The sequence below is a fragment of the Actinomadura sp. NPDC049382 genome, from assembly GCF_040677125.1.
Classification (GTDB): Bacteria; Actinomycetota; Actinomycetes; order Streptosporangiales; family Streptosporangiaceae; genus Spirillospora; species Spirillospora geliboluensis.
This window is the reverse complement of record NZ_JBFARO010000055.1, coordinates 19,318-38,831: the sequence shown is the minus strand read 5'-3', so window position 1 is coordinate 38,831 and position 19,514 is coordinate 19,318. Positions and strand designations below refer to the sequence as shown.

Below are 19,514 nucleotides of genomic sequence, written 5' to 3'. Positions count from 1 at the left end.
TCAGGCGCGGCGGGCCAGCTCGGCCTCCCCGGCGGCGCGCATCGCCGCCACCGGGACGTCCGCGCGGCCCGTCATCAGCTCCACCTGCCGGACGGCCTGGTGCAGCAGCATCGCGAAGCCGCCCACGACCGTCCCGCCGGCCCGCTCCACGGCCGCCGCGAGCGCCGTGGGCCACGGCGCGTACACCACGTCGAACAGCGCCGCGCAGGACCCGGCGACGGGCTCGGCGAGCGCGTCGGCCGCGCGCCCCGGGAGCGTCGACACCACCAGGTCGGCCGGCAGGTGCGCGGCGACCCGGTCCAGCGGCACGACCCGGACCGCGAGGCCGAACCGCTCCCCCACCTCGGCGGCGCCGGCGGCGCGCTCGGGGGTCCGCGCCGCGAGCACCGCCTCCGCCGTGCCGAGCCGGGCGAGCGCGGCCAGCGCGGACGCCGCGGTCGCGCCGCCGCCCAGCACCAGCGCCGACGGCGGGGCCTTCACGCCCGCCTCGGTCAGCGCGGTCTCGATGCCGTGCACGTCGGTGTTGTCGGCGTGGCGCCGCCCGTCCCGCAGGACGAGCGTGTTCGCGCCGCCGACCCGCGCCGCGAGGTCGGTCACCGTGTCGGCGAGGTCGAGCGCGACCCGCTTGAGCGGCATGGTCAGCGACAGGCCCGCCCATTCGGGGCCGAGGCCGTCCAGCAGTGCGGCGAGGCCGTCCTCGCCGCACTCGACCGCCTCGTAGGTCCAGCCGTCCAGGCCCATCGCCGCGTACGCCGCGCGGTGCAGCACCGGGGACAGCGAATGCGCGACCGGCGACCCCAGCACCGCGGCGCGGGTCACTGGCCCGGGTTCTTGCGCTGCCACTCCCGGAACTCCTCCTCGATCTTCACCCGCTCGGCCTCCGTCGTGGCGAACTTGGTGATCTTGTTGGTCGGGTCGGTGGCGATGAAGAACAGCCACGTCCCGTCCTCGGGGTTCAGCGCCGCGTCGATCGCGTCCGGCCCGGGGTTGGAGATCGGGCCGGGCGGCAGGCCGGCGTGCAGATAGGTGTTGTAGGGGGAGGCGATCTCCAGGTCCTTCTCGGTGACCGTCAGCCGCCGCTCGTTCAGCGCGTACAGCACCGTGGTGTCGAACTGCAGCTTCATGCCCTTCTCCACCCGGTTGTAGATCACCCGGGAGATCTTGGGCAGGTCGCTGGGCTTGCCGCCCTCGGCCTGGACGAGGCTGGCGAGCGTGATGACCGTCGCCGGGTTCAGCTTCGCCTCGCGGGCCTTGGCGACGAGGTCGCTGCTGCGCGCCTCCTCGTTGAACCGCGCGATCATCTGCTTGAGGATCTGCTCGGCCGAGCCGTTCGGGTCGAGGTCGTAGCGGCCCGGGAACAGGTAGCCCTCCACCTTGCCCCTGGCGTACGACGGCAGCCCGAGCGCCTTGCCCTTCTTCGCGGCCGCCTGGAACTCCTTGACGGTGATCCCGGTCTTCTTCGCCAGCAGCTCGTAGGTCTCGATGGCCCGCTTGCCCTCCGGGATCGTGATCTGGTTCCCGGCCCGCGACTTCGGGTTCAGCAGCAGCGACATCGCCGCGGCCGACGACATCTTCCGCCGCATCTGGTAGAAGCCCGGCTGGATGCTGGAGGCCCGCGTCTCCTTGGTGTAGACCTTCACGAACGCGCGGGCGCTCTTGACCACGCTGTGCTCCTCCAGCGTCGCGCCGATCACCGAGCCGCTGGCGCCCTCCTTGATCTGGACCGTGACCTTGCCGGTGCCCTGGCCGTCGTAGTCCGGCGGGTTCTGCTTGTTGTCGAGCCACGCGTACCCGAGGACGCCTCCGGTGCCGAACACCGCCACCAGGAACGCCATCGCGAACAGGGCCGCGGCGCGGCCGTTGCGGCGGCGCCGCTTCTGCCGCGTGCGGACGCGCCGCTGGTCACGCCGGCCGCGCCGCTGCGGCGGCCGGCCGTCCCCGTACGGATCGCGGTGCGGGTCTGAGAACAGGTCCAAGTCGTTCATGAGCTCCCCCGGACGATCTCCCCTGGGGGGTTGCCCGTCAACCGTTCCGCGTCGAGCGCGGCCTGCAGCAGCACCGCCGCGGCGGCCTGGTCGACGACCTTGCGGCGCGCCTGGCCGTGCACGCCGCCGGCCCGCAGCCCGCTCTCGGCGGTGACGGTGGTGAGCCGCTCGTCGTGCAGCCGGACCGCCCCCGGGGGGAGGCGGTCGGCGAGCCGCGACGCGAACTTGCGCGCCGACACCGCCGCCGGGCCCTCCCGGCCCGACAGCGACGTCGGCAGGCCGACGACGACCTCGATCGCCTCGTACTCGGCGGCGAGCGCCACGAGCCGGTCGACGTCGCCCTTCCCGCTCTTCACGGTCTCCAGCGGGGAGGCGAGGATTCCCCCGGGGTCGCACTTGGCGACCCCCACCCGCACGCTCCCCACATCGACCCCGAGCCGCACGCCCTGCCTCATGGCGCCGGCTCCGGTCGCATCATGCCCCGTGGTGCCGGGCTCACGCGGCCCCTACTGCTCGTTCGACCGCGGCGAGCGCGTCGCCGACGGCGGCGGGGTTCGCGCCGCCGCCCTGCGCCAGGTCGTCCTTGCCGCCGCCCCCGCCGCCGAGGGCCTTGGCGGCGAGGCCGACCAGCGCGCCCGCCTTGAGGCCGCGCTCGCGCGCCCCCTCGGTGACGGCGACGACCACGACCGGGCGGTCCTTCGGCACGCCGGTGACCATCACGACCGCGGGCCGGGCCGTCAGCCTGCCCCGCACGTCGACGGCGAGCTTGCGCAGGTCGTCGGCGCCCGTGCCGTCCGGGGCGCGGTGCCCGACGAACGCGATGCCGTTCACGTCCGCGGCGCCGTCGGCGAGCGACCCGGCGATCGCGAGGACCTGCTGGGAGCGGAGCTTCTCCAGCTCCTTCTCGGCGTCCCGCAGCCGGGTGACGACGCCGGAGATCCGCTCGGGGAGCTCCTCCTTGCGCGCCTTCAGCTGCTCGGCGAGCTGCGCGACGAGCACGCTCTCGCGGGCCAGGAACCGGAACGCGTCGATGCCGACGAGCGCCTCGACCCGGCGGACGCCGGCGCCGATCGACGACTCGCCCAGCACCTTGATCAGGCCGAGCTGACCGGAGCGCGCGACATGGGTGCCGCCGCACAGCTCGCGGGAGTAGTCGCCGACCTCGACCACGCGGACCTCGTCGCCGTACTTCTCGCCGAACAGCGCGAGCGCGCCCATCGCGCGGGCCTCGTCGATCGAGGTGTGGAACGCCCGGACGTCCAGGTCGCCGACCAGCACCTCGTTGACCTCGTCCTCGACGTCGCGCAGCACGCTCGGCGGGACGGCGCCGGAGGCGGTGAAGTCGAACCGGAACCGGCCGGGCGAGTTCTCCGAGCCGGCCTGCGCCGCGGACTCGCCGAGCGCGCGGCGGAACCCGGCGTGCACCAGGTGGGTCGCGGTGTGCGAGCGGGAGATCGCGCGGCGCCGCTCCACGTCGACCTCGGCGTAGGCGGTGTCGCCGGCCTGCGCCTCGCCGCTGCGGACCCGCCCGCGGTGCACGATCAGCCCGGCGAGGGGCGACTGCACGTCCGTCACCTCGATGACGGCGCCGTTGCCGAGCCGGATCAGGCCGTGGTCGGCGAGCTGGCCGCCGCCCTCGGCGTAGAACGGGGTGCGGTCGAGGACGACCTCCACCTCGGTGCCCTCGCCGGCGGCGGGCGCGTTCGCGCCGTTGACCAGCAGCCCGACGAGGCGGGCGTCGCCGGCGAGGCTGCCGTAGCCGGTGAAGTCGACCTTGCCGCCGGCGCCGGTGAGCAGCTCGTCCAGCACGGAGACGTCGAGGTTGCCGGTCTTCTTGTCGCGGGCGTCCTTCTTCGCGCGGTCCCGCTGCTCCTGCATGAGCCGGCGGAAGCCGTCCTCGTCGACCTGGAGGCCCTGCTCGGACGCCATCTCCAGGGTGAGGTCGATCGGGAAGCCGTAGGTGTCGTGGAGCTTGAACGCCTGCTCGCCCGCCAGCGTCGCGCCGCCGGACCGCTTGGTCTCCTCCACCGCCGTGTCGAAGATGGCGGTGCCGGTGCGGAGCGTCTGGAGGAAGGAGTCCTCCTCGGCGTCGATGACGGTGTGGATGTTGGCGGCGGTGCGCACCAGCTCCGGGTACTGCTCGCCCATCGCGCCGATCGCGACGGCGGTCAGCTCGTGCATGAGGCCGGCGTCCTGCCCGCCGAGCAGCCGCAGGTTGCGGATGGAGCGGCGCAGGATGCGGCGCAGCACGTAGCCGCGGCCCTCGTTGCCGGGGCGGATGCCGTCGGCGACCATCATCGTGCCGCTGCGGACGTGGTCGGCGACGACGCGCAGCGACACGTCGGCGCGGTGGTCGCGGCCGTACTTGGCGCCGGTCAGCTCCGCGGCGCGGTCGAGGACCCGCCACAGCGTGTCGGTCTCGTAGATGTTGTCGACGCCCTGCAGGATCGCCGCCATGCGCTCCAGGCCCATGCCCGTGTCGATGTTCTTGGCGGGCAGGTCGCCGAGGATCGGGAAGTCGGTCTTGCTCTCCCCGGGGCCCCGCTCGTACTGCATGAAGACGAGGTTCCAGACCTCCAGGTAGCGGTCCTCGTCGGCGACGGGGCCGCCCTCGCGGCCGTACTCGGGGCCGCGGTCGTAGTAGATCTCCGAGCAGGGCCCGCACGGGCCGGGCACGCCCATCGACCAGAAGTTGTCCTCCATGCCGCGCCGCTGGATGCGGTCGAGGGGGACGCCGACCTTGTCGTGCCAGATGCCCTGCGCCTCGTCGTCGTCCTGGAAGACGGTGACCCACAGCTTCTCTTCGGGGAACCCGAAGCCGCCGTCCTCGCGCGAGCGGGTCAGCAGCTCCCAGGCGAACGGGATCGCCTGCTCCTTGAAGTAGTCGCCGATCGAGAAGTTGCCCAGCATCTGGAAGAACGTGGCGTGCCGGGTGGTCTTGCCGACCTCCTCGATGTCGGGCGTCCGCACGCACTTCTGCGCGCTGGTCATCCGCACCGACGGCGGGGTGCGCTGGCCGAGGAAGTACGGCTTGAACGGCACCATGCCGGCGTTCACCAGCAGCAGGGTCGGGTCCTCGGCGACCAGGCTGGCCGAGGGCACCACCGTGTGCCCGCGCTCCTCGAAGAACCTGAGGAAGCGGCGTGCGACCTCTGCCGACTCCATGATCAGTGGCCATCCTTGTCGTCGTCGATGATCGTGTATCGCGCCTTCAGCACCCGGCGGGGCGGGGAGCCCCGCAGCCCGGGAACCTCGGCGTCCGGCGGAGCCTGGTCCATGCGGACGGCCTCGCGCAGCTCCTCCTCGCGGGCCCGCATCTCGGTACGGACGTCGGCGGCGAAATGCCTCAACCGCTCCCCGGTGCCCTTACCGGTCGCCACCGCGCGCATCGCGACCCCCTCGGGGGACAGGCTCCGCGCGACCCGCTCCACGCGCCGCTTGACGCGGTGGGTGACGTAGACGCCGGCACCGGCGCCGACGGAGAGCCAGAACAGCCGTCTCATCGGCGTCCCTTCCCCGTGGAGCGGGCCTGAAGCTGCGGCCGGCCGGACGCGGCGCGCCCGTCGCCGTCGCCGTTCCTCAGGGCCTTGCGGACGCCGTAGGAGAAGGCCGCGGCCTTCACCAGCGGCCCGCCCACCACGGACGTCATGACGGTGGTGACGGCGGAGACGTTCTGGGTGACGCCGGCGACCTGCTTGGTGATGACGTCGGTGCGGCCGAGCTGCTCGTTGGCGCGCTTGACCGTCCGGGCCATGTCGTCCATCAGCGGGGCCGCCTGGTCGCCGAGCTCGCGGACCACGTCGCCGGCCTCGCCGAGGAGCCGGGAGAGCTTCAGCAGGGTCAGCGAGATGAACGCGACGAGCACCGCCCAGAACACGGCCACGATGAGACCTGCCAGCTGTCCACCAGTGAGCATCGGGCTTTCCGTTCGTGCGAATTCGGTTCGGGCCGGTAACGGCGTGACAGACCTTACCGGTCGGCACGGCCTTGTGGCGGTATCACCGGACCCGCGGGAACGATCAGTGCCGGTCCCCGGCGCCGCGCAGCACCGAGCGGATCCGCGCGAGGACCTCGGTGAAGCGCGACTCGGCGCCGTGCCTGGTCGGGCGATAGTACTCCCGTCCGTCCACGGAGTCGGGCGCGTACTGCTGCCGGACCACACCGCCGGGGTGATTGTGGGCGTACTTGTAGCCCTTCCCGCTCCCGACCTTCGCGGCGCCCTTGTAGTGGGCGTCGCGCAGATGCCCGGGGACGGGCCCCGCGAGCCCCTTGCGGACGTCGCCGAGCGCCTCGTCCACCGCCGTGATCACCGCGTTGGACTTCGGCGCCAGGGACAGGTGGATGACCGCCTGGGCGAGGTTGATGCGCGCCTCGGGCAGGCCGACGAACTCCACCGCCTGCGCGGCGGCGACCGCGGTCTGCAGCGCGGTCGGGTCGGCCATCCCGACGTCCTCGCTGGCGTGCACGATGAGCCGCCGGGCGATGAACCGCGGGTCCTCCCCGGCCTCGATCATGCGGGCGAGGTAGTGCAGCGCCGCGTCGACGTCGCTGCCGCGGATGCTCTTGATGAACGCGCTGATGACGTCGTAGTGCTGGTCGCCCTCGCGGTCGTAGCGGACGGCGGCCCGGTCGACGGCGCGCTCCAGCACGTCCGCGTCGATGACGCCGCCGTCGTCGACGACGAGCGACGCCGCCTCCAGGTAGGTCAGGGTGCGGCGGGCGTCGCCGCCGGCGAGCCGGACGAGGTGGTCCTCGGCGGCGGGGTCGAGGGTGACCGCGCCGCCGAGGCCGCGCTCCTCGGTGAGCGCCCGGCGGATCACCTCGCGCAGGTCGTCGTCGCCGAGCGGCTCCAGCGTGAGCAGCAGCGAGCGCGACAGCAGCGGGCTGATGACGGAGAAGAACGGGTTCTCGGTGGTGGCGCCGATGAAGGACACCCACCGGTTCTCCACGGCGGGGAGCAGGGCGTCCTGCTGGGCCTTGTTGAACCGGTGGACCTCGTCGACGAACAGGACCGTCTGCCGCCCCGCCATGCCGAGCTCGCGGCGGGCCAGGTCGATCTCGGCGCGGACCCGCTTGACCCCGTCGCTGACCGCGGAGATCTCCACGAACCGGCGGGAGGTGACATGGCTGACGACCGTGGCGAGCGTCGTCTTGCCCGTCCCCGGCGGGCCCCACAGGACGAGCGACATCGGCACGTCCCGGTCGACGAGCTGCCGGATCGGGGTGCCGGGGCCGAGCAGGTGGCCCTGCCCGACGACCTCGTCGAGGCCGCGGGGCCGCATCCGCACCGCGAGCGGCTGCTCCGCGCCCGGTGCGCCCGGCGCGGCGGGAGCGGGCGGCGCGGGCATCGCTGCGGGGCCGGACGGCTCACGCCCCGGCGCGTCGAAAAGGCCCTCCGGCTCGCCCGATTCCGCCCTGCTGGTCACGCTCCGACACTATCTCGGGGCACGGACAGGCCGGGACGGGGAACCCGGCGGTAGGCTCCGGCGTTGGAACAGCCCGGAAGGCGCATTTCAGGAGCGTGACGGTGTCCGGTACGGCCCCTCGGAGTCGCCACGGGACGGCTGGGCTGCTCGTGGCGCTGTTCGTCGTGGCCGGGCTGGTGTTCAGCTACGGGCTGGGCGGCCACGGCCCGCCGCTCCGCGTGTGCACCGAGCACGCCGTGACCGTGCCCGTCGGCACGGCGGCGGCCGCCGGGGACTCGATCCACGCCACCGCGGCGCTCAGCGCGCCCGTCAAGGCCCCCGCGCTGCCGCTGGACCTCTGCCTGTGCATGGCGGTCCTGTTCACCCTCATGTTGCTCGCGCTCGCCATCGGGTTGCGCCGGCCCTTGTCCCGCCTGCCCGCGCGGGCCGGCTGGGCGCTCGCGCCGCCGTCCGGTGCGGCGTCCGCCGCCGCGTTCCCACCCGTCCTCCAGGTGCTCCGGCTGTGACGAGCCGGCCGTAAGGCCGCACGCAACGCCGTATCGCCGTCGCGATGCGGCGCTGTCCCGCATCCCTGTACGGATCCACAGCACCCCTGAGAGGACCGCTCTCATGTCCAAGAGCGCCCGTGTCAAGAACGCACGCAACCAGAAGGCCCGCAAGAAGAACGCGCTGACGCAGCGCGAGGTCCCGTGGGGCGGCATCGCCTTCTTCACCGTCATCGGCCTGGTGGCGGTGGTCGCGATCGGCTTCACGTTCATGCAGACGAGGTCGTCGTCCGCGGACTCGTCCATCGCGGGCGTGGTGTCCAAGGACGACCTCGGCCGCGACCACACCAACGGCGCCGTCAAGTACGACGACGCCCCGCCGATGGGCGGCGACCACAACCCCATGTGGCAGAACTGCGACGGCCGCGTCTACGACGCGCCGCTGCAGAACGAGAACGCCGTGCACTCCCTGGAGCACGGCGCCGTCTGGATCACCTACCGGCCCGGCCTCGCCGCCGACCAGCTCGACGCGCTCAAGGCCAAGGTCTCCGGCACCGACTACACGATGCTGAGCCCGTACCCGTCCCAGGACGCGCCGGTCAAGCTCACCGCCTGGGGCTACCAGCTCAAGCTGGACGACGCCTCCGACGCGCGGGTGGACCAGTTCCTGCGCGCCTACGTCAAGGGCCCGCAGACGCCGGAGCCGGGCGCGGCCTGCAACGGCGCCAAGGACGCCGCGTGAGCGAGGGCACCGCGGCACCGCGCGGGCGGCGGGCCACCGCCGTCCTCGCGGTGCTCGTCCTGGCCGTCGGCGCCGTCCTGGTGGCGCTGGCCGTCGCCCGCTCGGACCGGCCCGGCACGGACGGCCCCGAGGCCGGCTTCGCCCGCGACATGAGCGCCCACCACGCGCAGGCGGTGCGGATGTCGTTCATCGTCAGGGACCGCACCGGCGACGCCGACGTGAAGCTGCTGGCCTACGACATCATCACCACCCAGCAGGCGCAGATCGGCATGATGACGGCCTGGCTGGACGAGTGGGAGCTGCCGAAGGCCGACCCGTCCGGCGCGATGCGGTGGATGTCCGGGCACGGCGGGCACCGGGGCGGCGCGTCCGCGATGCCGGGGATGGCCACCCGCGAGCAGCTCGCCGACTTGGAGAAGGCGTCGGGCAAGGACGCCGAGGTCGGGTTCCTGCGGCTGATGATCGCCCACCACCGCGGCGGGGTCGACATGGCGGAGGCGGTGCTGGCCCGCACCGGGCACGACCGGGTCCGGCGCCTCGCCCGCACCATGGTGGAGGGCCAGCGGTCGGAGATCACGCTGATGAACGCGATGCTCCGGGAGCGGGGCGCCGCCACCGCGTGAACCGTGACCCGCGAGCTTGCCGATAGCGCTTGACAGCGCGGCCGGATCGCGGGTCACTGACCACCATGGCTCACAACCTCAGCGGCTACCACCGGGCCCTCGACCTGTTCGAGGGCCTCGTCGCCGGCGTGTCCCGCGACGGCTGGGACGCGCCGTCGCCCTGCGCGGGGTGGACGGCGCGGGACGTCGCCGGCCATGTGACCGGCGGCCAGCACCTGATCCGGGCGCTGGCCGGCGGCGAGCCCGAGCCCGACGTCCACCGGGACCCGGCGCGCTTCGTCCCGGGCGACGTCCTGATGAGCTGGCGGACGGCCCGCAAGGAGTGCGCCGCGGCCCTCACCCCCGACGCCCTGCGCCGCCCCATCCCGTTCGGCGGCCTCGGCGACCTGCCGCTGGCCGACTACCTGGAGGGCTACATCCTGGAGCCGCTGGTGCACGCCTGGGACCTGGCGAAGGCCACCGCCCAACCGTCCCGCCTGGACCCGGACCTGGTCCACCACGCCTTCGCCACGGCCCAGGTGGTAGCGGCCCCCCTACGCGCCGAAGGCCACCTGGCCCCACCCCTAGGAGCCCGACAAGGCGCCGACGAACAAACAAGAATGCTCGCCTTCCTGGGCCGAACAACCTGAACCAGCCCCCACCTCAACCCCGGCAGGACGAACCCCAGCCCCGGCAGGACGAGCCTCAGTTACCGGTCACGGGTCGGGCGGCCGGAGGGCGCCCTAGCGCCCGGAGGCCGCACGACCCGCCGGCCGAGAGGCTGTTTCACGAGACGCGCCAGCGGATCGGGAAACGGCCTCTCGGCCGCAACGGGGGTTCCAGGGGGTCGCCCCCCTGGGCAAACACAGCCCCCTGGGTGACTACGAGAATTCCGCCAGGGTGCGTTCTGCCTCTTCCAGCCAGGCTCGGCGGGCGTTGAGGGCTTCCTCGGCCTCTTTGACGTCCTTGTCGCGGCCGGCGTCGCGGGCCTTGCCGAGGCGCTTCTCGAGCTGCTCGATGGAGCTGCGCAGCTGGCCGACGGTGGCTTCGGCGCGGGCGCGGGCCTCGGGGTTGGTGCGGCGCCACTCGTTCTCTTCGGCGGAGCGGATCGTGTCCTCGATCTTGCGGAGGCGGCCTTCGAGGCGGTCGCGCTGGTCGCGCGGGACCATGCCGGCGGCCTCCCAGCGCTCCTGGATCGCGCGCAGCGCCTGCCGGGCCTGCCGGACGTCCTTGACGGGCAGCAGCCGCTCGGCCTCGGCGAGGATCTTCTCCTTCTCCTCGGCGTTGCCGCGGAACTCGGCGTCGCGTTCGGCGAACGCGGCGCTGCGGGCCTGGAAGAAGGTGTCCTGCGCGCCTTTGAAGCGGGCCCACAGGTCCTCTTCGGCGTCGCGGGAGGCGCGCCCGGCCAGCTTCCAGCGGCGCATCAGGTCGCGGTAGGCGGCGGCGGTCTCGCCCCAGTCGGTGGAGCCGGCCATCGCCTCGGCCTCGGCGACGAGGCGCTCCTTCTCGCGGCGGGCCTCCTCGCGCTGGTCGTCGAGGGTGGCGAAGTAGGCCTTGCGGCGCTTGGTGAAGGCGTTGCGGGCCGACGACAGCCGCTTCCACAGGGCGGTCTCGGTGGGCCGGTCGATGCGGTCGGCGGCCTTCCACTCCTCGACGAGCTGGCGGAGGCGTTCGCCGCCGTTCTTCCAGTGCGTCTCCTCGGCGGCGATGCGCTCGGCCTCGGCGACGATCCGCTCCTTGACCTCGCGGGCCTCGTGGCGGTGCTGCTCGCGCTGGGCCTTGACCTCCTCGCGGCGCCGGCCGACCTGGTCGGTCAGGCCGTCGAGGCGCCGGGCGAGGGCGTCGAGGTCGCCGACGGCGTGCGCCTCGGCGACGGCCTCGCGGAGCCGGTCGATGCTCTGCTGCGCCTGGGCGGGCTGCAGGTCGGTGGTGCGGACCCGCTGCTCGAGCAGGCCGATCTCGGTGACGAGCGCGTCGTACTTGCGCTTGAAGTAGGCCAGGGCCTCTTCGGGCGCGCCGGCCTGCCAGGACCCGACGACCCGCTCGCCGTCGGCCGTCCTGACATAGACGGTGCCGTCCTCGTCCACCCGGCCCCAGGGATCGGTCGCGCTGGACACCCTTGCCTCCTGAATCGCGGGTCCGGACAACTTACGCTCTCCGGACCCTCCACACCTTAGTATCCCGTTCGCCTATTTCCCGGCGATCGTGACGTCCTGGATTTCGACCTTCTTCTTGGGCTTGCCGTCCCCCTTGGGGTCCGACCCGCCCTCGGCGATCTTCTTGAGCACGTCCAGCCCCTTGGTGATCTTTCCGAACACCGTGTAGTCCGGCGGGAGCTGCGAGTCCTTGTAGACCATGAAGAACTGGCTGCCGTTGGAGTCCGGCTGGCTCGAGTGCGCCATCGCGAGGGTGCCCTCGGTGTAGGTGGCGCCGTCGGTGTTCTCGTTGGCGAACCGGTAGCCGGGCCCGCCGCTGCCCGACGCCGTCGGGTCGCCGCACTGCAGCACGTTGAGGCCGCCACTGGTCATGCGGTGGCACTCGGTCTTGTCGTAGAAGTTCTTCTGCGCCAGGAACGCGAAGGAGTTCACCGTGCACGGCGCCTTGTCGCCGTACAGCTGCATCTCCACATCGCCCTGGCTCGTCTTGACCGTGGTCTGGACGATGCCGGGATGCGCGGGCTCGCCCGGCGGGCGCCCGACGTCCTTCGGCACGCTGCCCTGCGTGTCGCCCTTGTAGACGCACCGCGGGGAGGCCGCGGTCGACTCGTCCTCCCTGAGCACCATGAACACCGCGACGCCGGCGACGACGACCGCCACCGCGGCGACCGAGCCGATGATCTTCAGCCGGCGCGCCCGCGCCGCCTCCTGCGCCTGGCGCTGCTGCTGGCGCTCGTACCGTTGCCGCGCGAGCTGCTTCTTGCGGTCCTTCCCCGCCACGGTGCCTCGCCCCTCCGGTGTGATCAGGTGAACGTGCAGCGCATAGTAGCGGTACCCGGGAGTAAACGCGCCTCCGCGTTCAGGGAGCGCCGCCCCGCGCCGGGGCGGGCGCCGAACGCGACACGGCGACGGCCGCATCTCGTTCGCGGTGGCCGCGGCCCCGCCGGTACCCTCGGACACGCCCACCCGAGATGGTTCTAAGGAAGGACGACCGTGCTCGTCGCCGGGTTCCCCGCTGGATCGTTCGCCGCGAACTGCTATGTCGTGGCGCCCGCCGCGGGTGAGGAGTGCGTGATCATCGACCCCGGGCAGGACGCCGAGGCCGGGATCGAGGAGATCCTGCGCGAGCACCGGCTCAAGCCCGTCGCGGTGCTGCTGACGCACGGCCATATCGACCACGTCTGGTCGGTGGCGCCGGTCTGCGGCGCCAAGGACGTCCCGGCCTACGTCCATCCGGACGACCGCGACCTGCTGACCGACCCGGCGAAGGGCCTGTCGCTGGGCGCCGGGCAGCAGCTGTTCGGCGGCCTGGAGCTGACCGAGCCGGACGACGTGCGGGAGCTCGCGGACGGGGCGGCGCTGGAGCTGGCCGGGCTGAGCTTCACCGTCGACCACGCGCCGGGCCATACGCCCGGGTCGGTGACGTTCCGCACCCCGAAGACCGAGCGGATCCCGGACGTGATGTTCACCGGCGACCTGCTGTTCGCGGGGTCGATCGGGCGCACCGACCTGCCGGGCGGCTCCTACGAGGAGATCCTCGCCAGCCTGTCGCGGGTGTGCCTGAGCATGCCCGACGACACGGCCGTGCTGCCCGGCCACGGTGAGCAGACCACAATCGGCCGCGAGCGCGCCACGAATCCGTTCCTGTCGGAGCTGACGCCCGCGGACGGACCCAACAAGGGATTCTGAGCCGAGAGACCATGAGTTCGAGCTTCCGGGCCCCCAAGGGGGTCAGTGAATACGTCCCGCCGCGCGCGGACCTCTTCTACGCCATCCGGGAGGCGTTCGCCGAGCAGGCGCGGCTGGCCGGATACGGCTACCTGGAGCTGGCCGTCTTCGAGGACACCAACCTGTTCCGCCGCGGCGTCGGCGAGTCCACCGACGTGGTGTCCAAGGAGATGTACACCTTCGAGGACCGGGGCGGCCGGTCGCTGACGCTGCGCCCCGAGTTCACCGCGTCGGTGCTGCGCGCCGTCCTGGAGAACAACCTGCACAAGGGCGCGCTGCCGGTGAAGGTGTGGACGACGGGCGCCGCGTTCCGCGCCGAGCGCCCGCAGCAGGGCCGCTACCGGCAGTTCTACCAGCTCGACCTGGAGGCGATCGGCAGCGAGGACCCGCAGGTCGACGCGGAGACCATCGCGATCGCGGCGAACTGGTACCGGTCCCTCGGGCTGACCCGGGTGCGGCTGCTGCTGAACTCGCTGGGCTGCAAGGAGTGCCGCCCCGCCTACCGGGCCCTGCTGCAGGAGTTCCTGCGCGGCCTCGACCTGGACGAGGACACCCGCGCCCGCGTGGAGATCAACCCGCTGCGGGTGCTGGACGACAAGCGCCCCAGGGTGCGCGAGCAGCTCGCCGGCGCGCCGCTGATGGCCGACCACCTGTGCCCCGCGTGCAAGGCCCACCACGACCGGGTCCGGGAGCTGCTCGCCGACCTCGGCATCGCCTGGGAGGACACGCCCACCCTCGTCCGCGGCCTGGACTACTACACCCGGACGACCTACGAGTTCGACCACCCGCTGCTCGGCGCCCAGTCCGGCATCGGCGGCGGCGGACGCTACGACGGTCTCTCCGAGGACATCGGCGGCCCGCCGCTGCCCGGCATCGGCTTCGGCCTCGGCCTGGACCGCACCATCCTGGCGCTGGAGGCCGAGTCGCAGGAGGGGCGGGGCGCGGCGTTCGCCGCGAAGCCGCGCTGCGAGGCGTTCGGCGTCGCGCTCGGCGACACCGCCGAGCGCCGCATGTTCGCGCTCGTGGCCGAGCTGCGCCGCGCCGGGATCGCCGCCGACATGGCGTTCGACGGCAAGAAGCTGAAGGGCGCCATGAAGGACGCGGACCGCTCCGGCGCCCGCTACGCCGTGATCCTCGGGGAGCGAGATATCGCGGACGGCGTCGCCCAGGTCAAGGACCTGGCCGAGGGCGAGCAGACCGCCGTCCCGCTCACCGACCTCATCACGACGCTGAAGGAGAGGCTCTCCCAATGATCCGCACCCACGAGGCTGGCACGCTCCGCAAGGAGCACGCCGGGCAGCAGGTCACGCTGGCCGGCTGGGTCGGCCGCCGCCGCGACCACGGCGGCGTCACGTTCATCGACCTGCGCGACGCGTCCGGCACCGCGCAGGTCGTCTTCCGCGAGGAGGACGCCGCCCACGACCTGCGCTCGGAGTTCTGCGTGAAGGTCGTCGGCGAGGTGCGCGTCCGCCCGGCGGGCAACGAGAACCCCGAGCTGCCCACCGGGGACATCGAGGTCGCCGCCACCGACATCGAGGTGCTGTCGGACGCGGCGCCGCTGCCGTTCCCCATCGAGGGCGACGTCAACGTCAACGAGGAGATCCGGCTCAAGTACCGGTACCTCGACCTGCGCCGCGACGCCGTCGCCCGCGCGATGCGGATCCGCTCGGAGGCGTCGTTCCTCGTGCACGAGGTGATGCGCGAGCACGGCTTCGTCAACGTGGAGACCCCGACCCTCACCCGGTCGACTCCCGAGGGCGCCCGCGACTTCCTCGTCCCCGTCCGGCTCAAGCCCGGCCACTGGTACGCGCTGCCGCAGTCGCCGCAGCTGTTCAAGCAGCTGCTGATGGTCGGCGGGCTGGAGCGCTACTACCAGATCGCGCGCTGCTACCGCGACGAGGACTTCCGCGCCGACCGGCAGCCCGAGTTCACCCAGATCGACATCGAGATGTCGTTCGCCGACCAGGACGACGTGCTCAAGGTCGGCGAGGACCTCATCGCCCGGCTCTGGCGGGACATCGCCGGCTACGACGTCCCCCGCCCGATCCCCCACATCACCTACGCCGACGCGATGGCCCGGTACGGCTCCGACAAGCCCGACCTGCGCTTCGGCCTGGAACTGACCGACATGACCGAGTACTTCGCCGGCACGTCGTTCCGCGTGTTCCAGGCCCCGTACGTCGGCGCGGTCGTGATGCCGGGCGGCGCCGCCCAGACCCGCAAGGAGCTGGACGGCTGGCAGGACTGGGCGAAGGCCCGCGGCGCCCGCGGCCTGGCCTACGTGCTCGTCCAGGAGGACGGCACCCTCGGCGGCCCGGTCGCGAAGAACCTGTCCGACGCCGAGAAGGAGGGCCTGGCCGCCAAGACCGGCGCGGGCCCCGGCGACGCGGTCTTCTTCGGCGCCGGCAAGCGGCACGCCACCCAGGAGCTGCTCGGCGCGGCCCGCCTGGAGATCGGCCGCCGCCGCGACCTGATCGACGCGTCCGCCTGGAAGTTCGTCTGGGTCGTGGACGCCCCGATCTTCGAGCCCGTCGAGGGCGACAAGGGCGAGCAGATCGGCTGGACGTCCGTCCACCACCCGTTCACCGCGCCGAAGCCGGAGTACGCCGACAGCTTCCACGAGGACCCGGGCAGCGCCCTCGCCGACGCCTACGACCTCGTCCTGAACGGCAACGAGATCGGCGGCGGCTCCATCCGCATCCACCGCGCCGAGATGCAGCAGCGGGTCTTCGACGTGCTCGGCCTCTCCAAGGAGGAGGCGGAGTCGAAGTTCGGCTTCCTGCTGGAGGCGTTCAAGTTCGGCCCGCCCCCGCACGGCGGCATCGCGTTCGGCTGGGACCGCACGGTCATGCTCCTCGCCGGCCAGGACTCCATCCGCGACGTGATCGCCTTCCCGAAGGCCGCGTCCGGCTACGACCCCCTGACCGCCGCCCCGACCCCGATCACCCCCCAGCAGCGCGACGAGGCCGGCGTGGACGTCGTCCCCGAGGACGAGCCAGCCGAGGACTGAGCCCCTCCCGCACGCGAAAGGCGGCCGCCGGTGGGCGGCCGCCTTTCGCTCGCTCCCGGCGCTACCTCGTGGCGCCGCTCGTCACCCGGTAGACGTCGTAGACGCCGTCGATGGAGCGGACGGCCTTCAGCACGTGGCCGAGGTGCTTGGTGTCGCCCATCTCGAAGGTGAAGCGGCTGACGGCCACGCGGTCGCGGGTGGTGGTGACCGAGGCCGACAGGATGTTGACGTGCTGGTCGGACAGGACGCGGGTCACGTCCGACAGCAGCCGGGGCCGGTCGAGCGCCTCGACCTGGATGGCGACGAGGAAGACCGAGTCCTCGCTCGGGGACCACTTGACGTCGATCAGCCGGTCGGGCTGCGTCTTCAGGCTGGCGACGTTGGCGCAGTCGGCGCGGTGCACGGACACGCCGTGGCCGCGGGTGACGAAGCCGACGATGTCGTCGCCCGGCACCGGGGTGCAGCAGCGCGACAGCCGCACCCACACGTCGGGGTCGCCGGCGACGACGACGCCGGGGTCGCCCGCCGGGCGGCCCCGCTTGCGGCGGGTCGGCAGGGCGATCTCGGCGAGGTCCTCCTCGGCGCTCTCCACGCCGCCGAGGGCGTCGACCAGCCGCTGGACGACGTGCTGCGCGGAGACCTGGCTCTCGCCGACGGCGGCGTACAGGGACGAGACGTCCGGGTAGCGCATGTCGCGGGCGAGGGCGAGCAGGGCCTCGCCGGACATCATCCGCTGGAGCGGCATGTTCTGCTTGCGCATCGCGCGGGCGATGGCGTCCTTGCCGGACTCGATCGCGGTGTCGCGGCGCTCCTTGGAGAACCAGTGCTTGATCTTGTTGCGGGCGCGGGCGCTCTTGACGAACCCGAGCCAGTCGCGGGAGGGGCCCGCGTCCGGCGACTTGGAGGTGAAGACCTCGACGGTGTCGCCGTTGTCGAGGGCCGATTCGAGGGGGACGAGCCGCCCGTTGACGCGGGCGCCGATACATCGGTGCCCGACCTCGGTGTGGATCGCGTACGCGAAGTCGACGGGCGTCGCGCCCTGCGGCAGCGCGATCACGTCGCCCTTCGGGGTGAACACGAACACCTCGGAGACCGACAGGTCGAAGCGCAGGGACTCCAGGAACTCGGCCGGGTCGGCGGTCTCCTTCTGCCAGTCGAGGAGCTGGCGCAGCCACTGCATGTCGCCGGCCTTGCGGCCGCCGACCGTCTCCTCCTTGTACTTCCAGTGCGCGGCGACGCCGTACTCGGCGCGGCGGTGCATGCCCCAGGTGCGGATCTGCAGCTCGACGGGCTTGCCCTCGGGGCCGATCACCGTGGTGTGCAGCGACTGGTACATGTTGAACTTCGGCATCGCGATGTAGTCCTTGAACCGGCCGGGGACCGGGTTCCACCGCGCGTGGATCGAGCCGAGGGCGGCGTAGCAGTCGCGGACGCTGTCGACGAGGACCCGGATGCCGACCAGGTCGTAGATGTCGTCGAAGGAGACGTCCCGCGCGATCATCTTCTGGTAGATCGAGTAGTAGTGCTTCGGCCGGCCGGTCACGGTCGCCTTGATCCGGGCGTCGCGCAGGTCGGTGGAGACGTTCTCGATCACTTCCTGCAGGTAGACGTCGCGGCGCGGGGCGCGCTCGGACACCAGCCGGGCGATCTCGTCGAACCGCTTGGGGTACATCGTGGCGAACGCGAGGTCCTCCAGCTCCCACTTCAGCGTGTTCATCCCGAGGCGGTGCGCGAGCGGCGCGAACACCTCCAGGGTCTCGCGGGCCTTCTTCTCCTGCTTGTGGCGCGGCATGTAGCGCAGCGTGCGCATGTTGTGCAGCCGGTCGCCGAGCTTGATCACCAGGACGCGGATGTCGCGGGACATCGCCACGACCATCTTGCGGACGGTCTCGGCCTCGGCCGCCTCGCCGTACTTGACCTTGTCGAGCTTGGTGACGCCGTCGACCAGCGCGGCGATCTCGTCGCCGAACTCGGCGCTGAGCTGGTCGAGGGTGTAGGGGGTGTCCTCGACGGTGTCGTGCAGCAGCGCCGCGCAGAGCGTCTCGGTGTTCATGCCGAGCTCGGCGAGGATGGTCGCGACCGCGAGGGGGTGCGTGATGTACGGGTCGCCGCTCTTGCGCTTCTGGTTGCGGTGGTAGTGCGCGGCGACGTCGTAGGCGCGCTCGATGAGCCGCAGGTCCGCCTTGGGATGGGTGTTGCGGACCGTCTTGATCAGTGGTTCGAGTACCGGGTTCATAGCGGAGCCGCGCTGGGCGCCCAGCCTGGCGAGCCTGCGGCGCACCCTGGCGGCGGACGGTGGGATCGTGGCCGGCGTGGGCCTGGACGGGGCATCGGGCTTGGACGCGCCATCGGCGTCCTCCGTGGATCCTGGGGCCTCGGCGGGGGGGCTCTGCGGTCGGGGGGCCCGCGCGGCGGGTCTCCCCTTCGGGGGATCGTCGGCGGCGGGGGGACCGGCGGCGGCCCGGTCGGCCGGTTTCTCAGCGGCCGGTTTCTCAGCGGCCGATGTCTCGGTGGCCGGTGTCTCGCTCGCGGGAGTCTCGGCGGCGGGGGTCTCTGTGGGCGGGGGGCCTTCGGCGGGGGGTCCGGACGGCTGCGGCGGCGGACGGTGGTCGGGCCGCCGCGGTGGCGCGGTGGAGGCCCCGGCCGCCTTGACGGCCCGCTCCCCCGCGGTCTCCCGCGCCGAACGCGCCGCCGCCGTGTGCGCCGCGGCCGTGTCGCTCACCGCGCCGGTCGATACCGCCTCACCGGGCACCCAGCCTCCTCTGTCCATCCGGGCGCCGCCCTGCACACCCCGCGAGGAGCGCCCGTCCTCACCGGACCCTGATTGCGCCAGTGTATCCGGCGGTCATTTCGTACTAGACCGTAACCAGCGAATGGACGTCCAGATTCCCCAGCTTGTCGCGCCCGCGCAGGAACGAGAGCTCCAGCAGGACCGACAGTCCGGCCACGTCCCCGCCGCCGCGGCGGACGAGTTCGGCGGCGGCCCGGGCCGTCCCTCCGGTGGCCAGGACGTCGTCGACGATCAGTACGCGGTCGCCGGGCTCGAGCGCGTCGGCGTGGATCTCGATCGTCTCGGTCCCGTACTCGAGATCATAGGTCTCGCCATGCGTCGCCGCGGGCAGCTTTCCCTTCTTGCGCACCGGGACGAACCCCGCGCCGAAGTGGTAGGCGACGGGCGCGGCGAGGATGAAGCCGCGCGCCTCGATCCCGACGATCTTGTCGATGGTGCCGCGGCCGTGGTGGTTGACGATCGTGTCGACCACGCCGGCGAACGCGACGTGGTCGGCCAGCAGCGGGGTGATGTCCTTGAACATCACCCCGGGCTTCGGGTAGTCGGGGATGTCGCGGATCCGCTCCTGGATCAGCTTTTCGAGGTCCAC

At 72.5% G+C, this 19,514-nt stretch carries 18 protein-coding genes; 7 read left to right on the top strand and 11 right to left on the bottom strand.

The features are described 5' to 3' along the window. From AB0K34_RS27475 to AB0K34_RS27445, 7 genes are all read right to left on the bottom strand, one after another. Window positions 1-843 (bottom strand): shikimate dehydrogenase, encoded by an 843-nt coding sequence (locus AB0K34_RS27475; protein ID WP_240807322.1) that lies wholly within the window; start codon window positions 841-843, stop codon window positions 1-3. After that, the gene (gene mltG / locus AB0K34_RS27470) at window positions 816-1,985 is read right to left on the bottom strand and encodes an endolytic transglycosylase MltG (RefSeq protein WP_138635403.1); all 1,170 of its coding nucleotides are present in this window, start codon (window positions 1,983-1,985) and stop codon (window positions 816-818) included. Before mltG ends, AB0K34_RS27475 begins: the two co-directional genes overlap by 28 nt. Next, window positions 1,982-2,440, bottom strand: coding sequence for a Holliday junction resolvase RuvX (gene ruvX, locus AB0K34_RS27465; protein ID WP_138635404.1), 459 nt, complete (start codon window positions 2,438-2,440; stop codon window positions 1,982-1,984). Before ruvX ends, mltG begins: the two co-directional genes overlap by 4 nt. A 40-nt stretch (window positions 2,441-2,480) precedes the next feature. Continuing rightward, complete coding sequence (gene alaS, locus AB0K34_RS27460; RefSeq protein ID WP_138635405.1) at window positions 2,481-5,150, bottom strand: alanine--tRNA ligase; 2,670 nt, start codon at window positions 5,148-5,150, stop codon at window positions 2,481-2,483. 2 nt (window positions 5,151-5,152) lie between these two features. Further along, window positions 5,153-5,488 carry a hypothetical protein gene (locus AB0K34_RS27455; protein ID WP_089327206.1) on the bottom strand — a complete coding sequence of 112 codons (336 nt, stop codon included), beginning with the start codon at window positions 5,486-5,488 and terminating at the stop codon, window positions 5,153-5,155. After that, window positions 5,485-5,901: a DUF948 domain-containing protein gene (locus AB0K34_RS27450; protein WP_138635406.1), complete on the bottom strand. Its 417-nt coding sequence runs from the start codon at window positions 5,899-5,901 to the stop codon at window positions 5,485-5,487. The genes AB0K34_RS27455 and AB0K34_RS27450 overlap by 4 nt, the downstream gene beginning before the upstream one ends. A gap of 103 nt (window positions 5,902-6,004) precedes the next feature. Then, window positions 6,005-7,333: a replication-associated recombination protein A gene (locus AB0K34_RS27445; protein WP_138635418.1), complete on the bottom strand. Its 1,329-nt coding sequence runs from the start codon at window positions 7,331-7,333 to the stop codon at window positions 6,005-6,007. 179 nt (window positions 7,334-7,512) lie between these two features. Here AB0K34_RS27445 and AB0K34_RS27440 point away from each other — a divergent pair, with 179 nt between their 5' ends. The 4 genes from AB0K34_RS27440 to AB0K34_RS27425 all read left to right on the top strand — a co-directional run bounded on the left by AB0K34_RS27440 (window position 7,513) and on the right by AB0K34_RS27425 (window position 9,890). Then, window positions 7,513-7,917, top strand: a complete 405-nt coding sequence (locus AB0K34_RS27440; protein ID WP_138635407.1) for a hypothetical protein — start codon at window positions 7,513-7,515, stop codon at window positions 7,915-7,917. 103 nt (window positions 7,918-8,020) lie between these two features. Beyond that, window positions 8,021-8,638, top strand: a complete 618-nt coding sequence (locus tag AB0K34_RS27435; protein ID WP_138635408.1) for a DUF3105 domain-containing protein — start codon at window positions 8,021-8,023, stop codon at window positions 8,636-8,638. Then, the gene (locus tag AB0K34_RS27430; RefSeq protein ID WP_364551765.1) at window positions 8,635-9,261 is read left to right on the top strand and encodes a DUF305 domain-containing protein; all 627 of its coding nucleotides are present in this window, start codon (window positions 8,635-8,637) and stop codon (window positions 9,259-9,261) included. The genes AB0K34_RS27435 and AB0K34_RS27430 overlap by 4 nt, the downstream gene beginning before the upstream one ends. A gap of 65 nt (window positions 9,262-9,326) precedes the next feature. After that, window positions 9,327-9,890 carry a TIGR03086 family metal-binding protein gene (locus AB0K34_RS27425; protein ID WP_364551763.1) on the top strand — a complete coding sequence of 188 codons (564 nt, stop codon included), beginning with the start codon at window positions 9,327-9,329 and terminating at the stop codon, window positions 9,888-9,890. A gap of 231 nt (window positions 9,891-10,121) precedes the next feature. On the opposite strand, the gene AB0K34_RS27420 is transcribed toward AB0K34_RS27425, so the two are convergent. Together AB0K34_RS27420 and AB0K34_RS27415 are read right to left on the bottom strand one after the other, a co-directional pair. After that, on the bottom strand, window positions 10,122-11,357 hold the full coding sequence (locus tag AB0K34_RS27420; RefSeq protein ID WP_364551761.1) for a DUF349 domain-containing protein: 1,236 nt from the start codon (window positions 11,355-11,357) through the stop codon (window positions 10,122-10,124). 72 nt (window positions 11,358-11,429) lie between these two features. Further along, window positions 11,430-12,176, bottom strand: coding sequence for a peptidylprolyl isomerase (locus tag AB0K34_RS27415; protein ID WP_364551759.1), 747 nt, complete (start codon window positions 12,174-12,176; stop codon window positions 11,430-11,432). A gap of 213 nt (window positions 12,177-12,389) precedes the next feature. Here AB0K34_RS27415 and AB0K34_RS27410 point away from each other — a divergent pair, with 213 nt between their 5' ends. From AB0K34_RS27410 to aspS, 3 genes are read left to right on the top strand one after another with little or no spacing between them, the layout of a single operon-like run. Beyond that, a complete protein-coding gene (locus AB0K34_RS27410; protein WP_138635413.1) occupies window positions 12,390-13,085 on the top strand; it encodes an MBL fold metallo-hydrolase in 696 nt (231 codons plus the stop codon). A gap of 11 nt (window positions 13,086-13,096) precedes the next feature. Beyond that, window positions 13,097-14,377 carry a histidine--tRNA ligase gene (gene hisS / locus AB0K34_RS27405; RefSeq protein WP_364551756.1) on the top strand — a complete coding sequence of 427 codons (1,281 nt, stop codon included), beginning with the start codon at window positions 13,097-13,099 and terminating at the stop codon, window positions 14,375-14,377. Next, window positions 14,374-16,134 carry an aspartate--tRNA ligase gene (gene aspS / locus AB0K34_RS27400; protein ID WP_364551754.1) on the top strand — a complete coding sequence of 587 codons (1,761 nt, stop codon included), beginning with the start codon at window positions 14,374-14,376 and terminating at the stop codon, window positions 16,132-16,134. The genes hisS and aspS overlap by 4 nt, the downstream gene beginning before the upstream one ends. A gap of 61 nt (window positions 16,135-16,195) precedes the next feature. On the opposite strand, the gene AB0K34_RS27395 is transcribed toward aspS, so the two are convergent. After that, the gene (locus tag AB0K34_RS27395) at window positions 16,196-18,370 is read right to left on the bottom strand and encodes a bifunctional (p)ppGpp synthetase/guanosine-3',5'-bis(diphosphate) 3'-pyrophosphohydrolase (RefSeq protein ID WP_138642288.1); all 2,175 of its coding nucleotides are present in this window, start codon (window positions 18,368-18,370) and stop codon (window positions 16,196-16,198) included. 619 nt (window positions 18,371-18,989) lie between these two features. Continuing rightward, window positions 18,990-19,514 (bottom strand): adenine phosphoribosyltransferase, encoded by a 525-nt coding sequence (locus tag AB0K34_RS27390; protein WP_138635836.1) that lies wholly within the window; start codon window positions 19,512-19,514, stop codon window positions 18,990-18,992.

Excerpts from the sequence above, each read along its gene's own strand:
- AB0K34_RS27445 (WP_138635418.1), bottom strand. The coding sequence starts at position 7,333 with ATGCCCGCGCCGCCCGCTCCCGCCGCGCCGGGCGCACCGGGCGCGGAG.
- alaS (WP_138635405.1), bottom strand. The coding sequence starts at position 5,150 with ATGGAGTCGGCAGAGGTCGCACGCCGCTTCCTCAGGTTCTTCGAGGAG.
- ruvX (WP_138635404.1), bottom strand. The coding sequence starts at position 2,440 with ATGAGGCAGGGCGTGCGGCTCGGGGTCGATGTGGGGAGCGTGCGGGTG.
- AB0K34_RS27395 (WP_138642288.1), bottom strand. The coding sequence starts at position 18,370 with ATGAACCCGGTACTCGAACCACTGATCAAGACGGTCCGCAACACCCAT.
- hisS (WP_364551756.1), top strand. The coding sequence starts at position 13,097 with ATGAGTTCGAGCTTCCGGGCCCCCAAGGGGGTCAGTGAATACGTCCCG.
- AB0K34_RS27435 (WP_138635408.1), top strand. The coding sequence starts at position 8,021 with ATGTCCAAGAGCGCCCGTGTCAAGAACGCACGCAACCAGAAGGCCCGC.
- AB0K34_RS27455 (WP_089327206.1), bottom strand. The coding sequence starts at position 5,488 with ATGAGACGGCTGTTCTGGCTCTCCGTCGGCGCCGGTGCCGGCGTCTAC.
- mltG (WP_138635403.1), bottom strand. The coding sequence starts at position 1,985 with ATGAACGACTTGGACCTGTTCTCAGACCCGCACCGCGATCCGTACGGG.
- AB0K34_RS27450 (WP_138635406.1), bottom strand. The coding sequence starts at position 5,901 with ATGCTCACTGGTGGACAGCTGGCAGGTCTCATCGTGGCCGTGTTCTGG.
- aspS (WP_364551754.1), top strand. The coding sequence starts at position 14,374 with ATGATCCGCACCCACGAGGCTGGCACGCTCCGCAAGGAGCACGCCGGG.
- AB0K34_RS27425 (WP_364551763.1), top strand. The coding sequence starts at position 9,327 with ATGGCTCACAACCTCAGCGGCTACCACCGGGCCCTCGACCTGTTCGAG.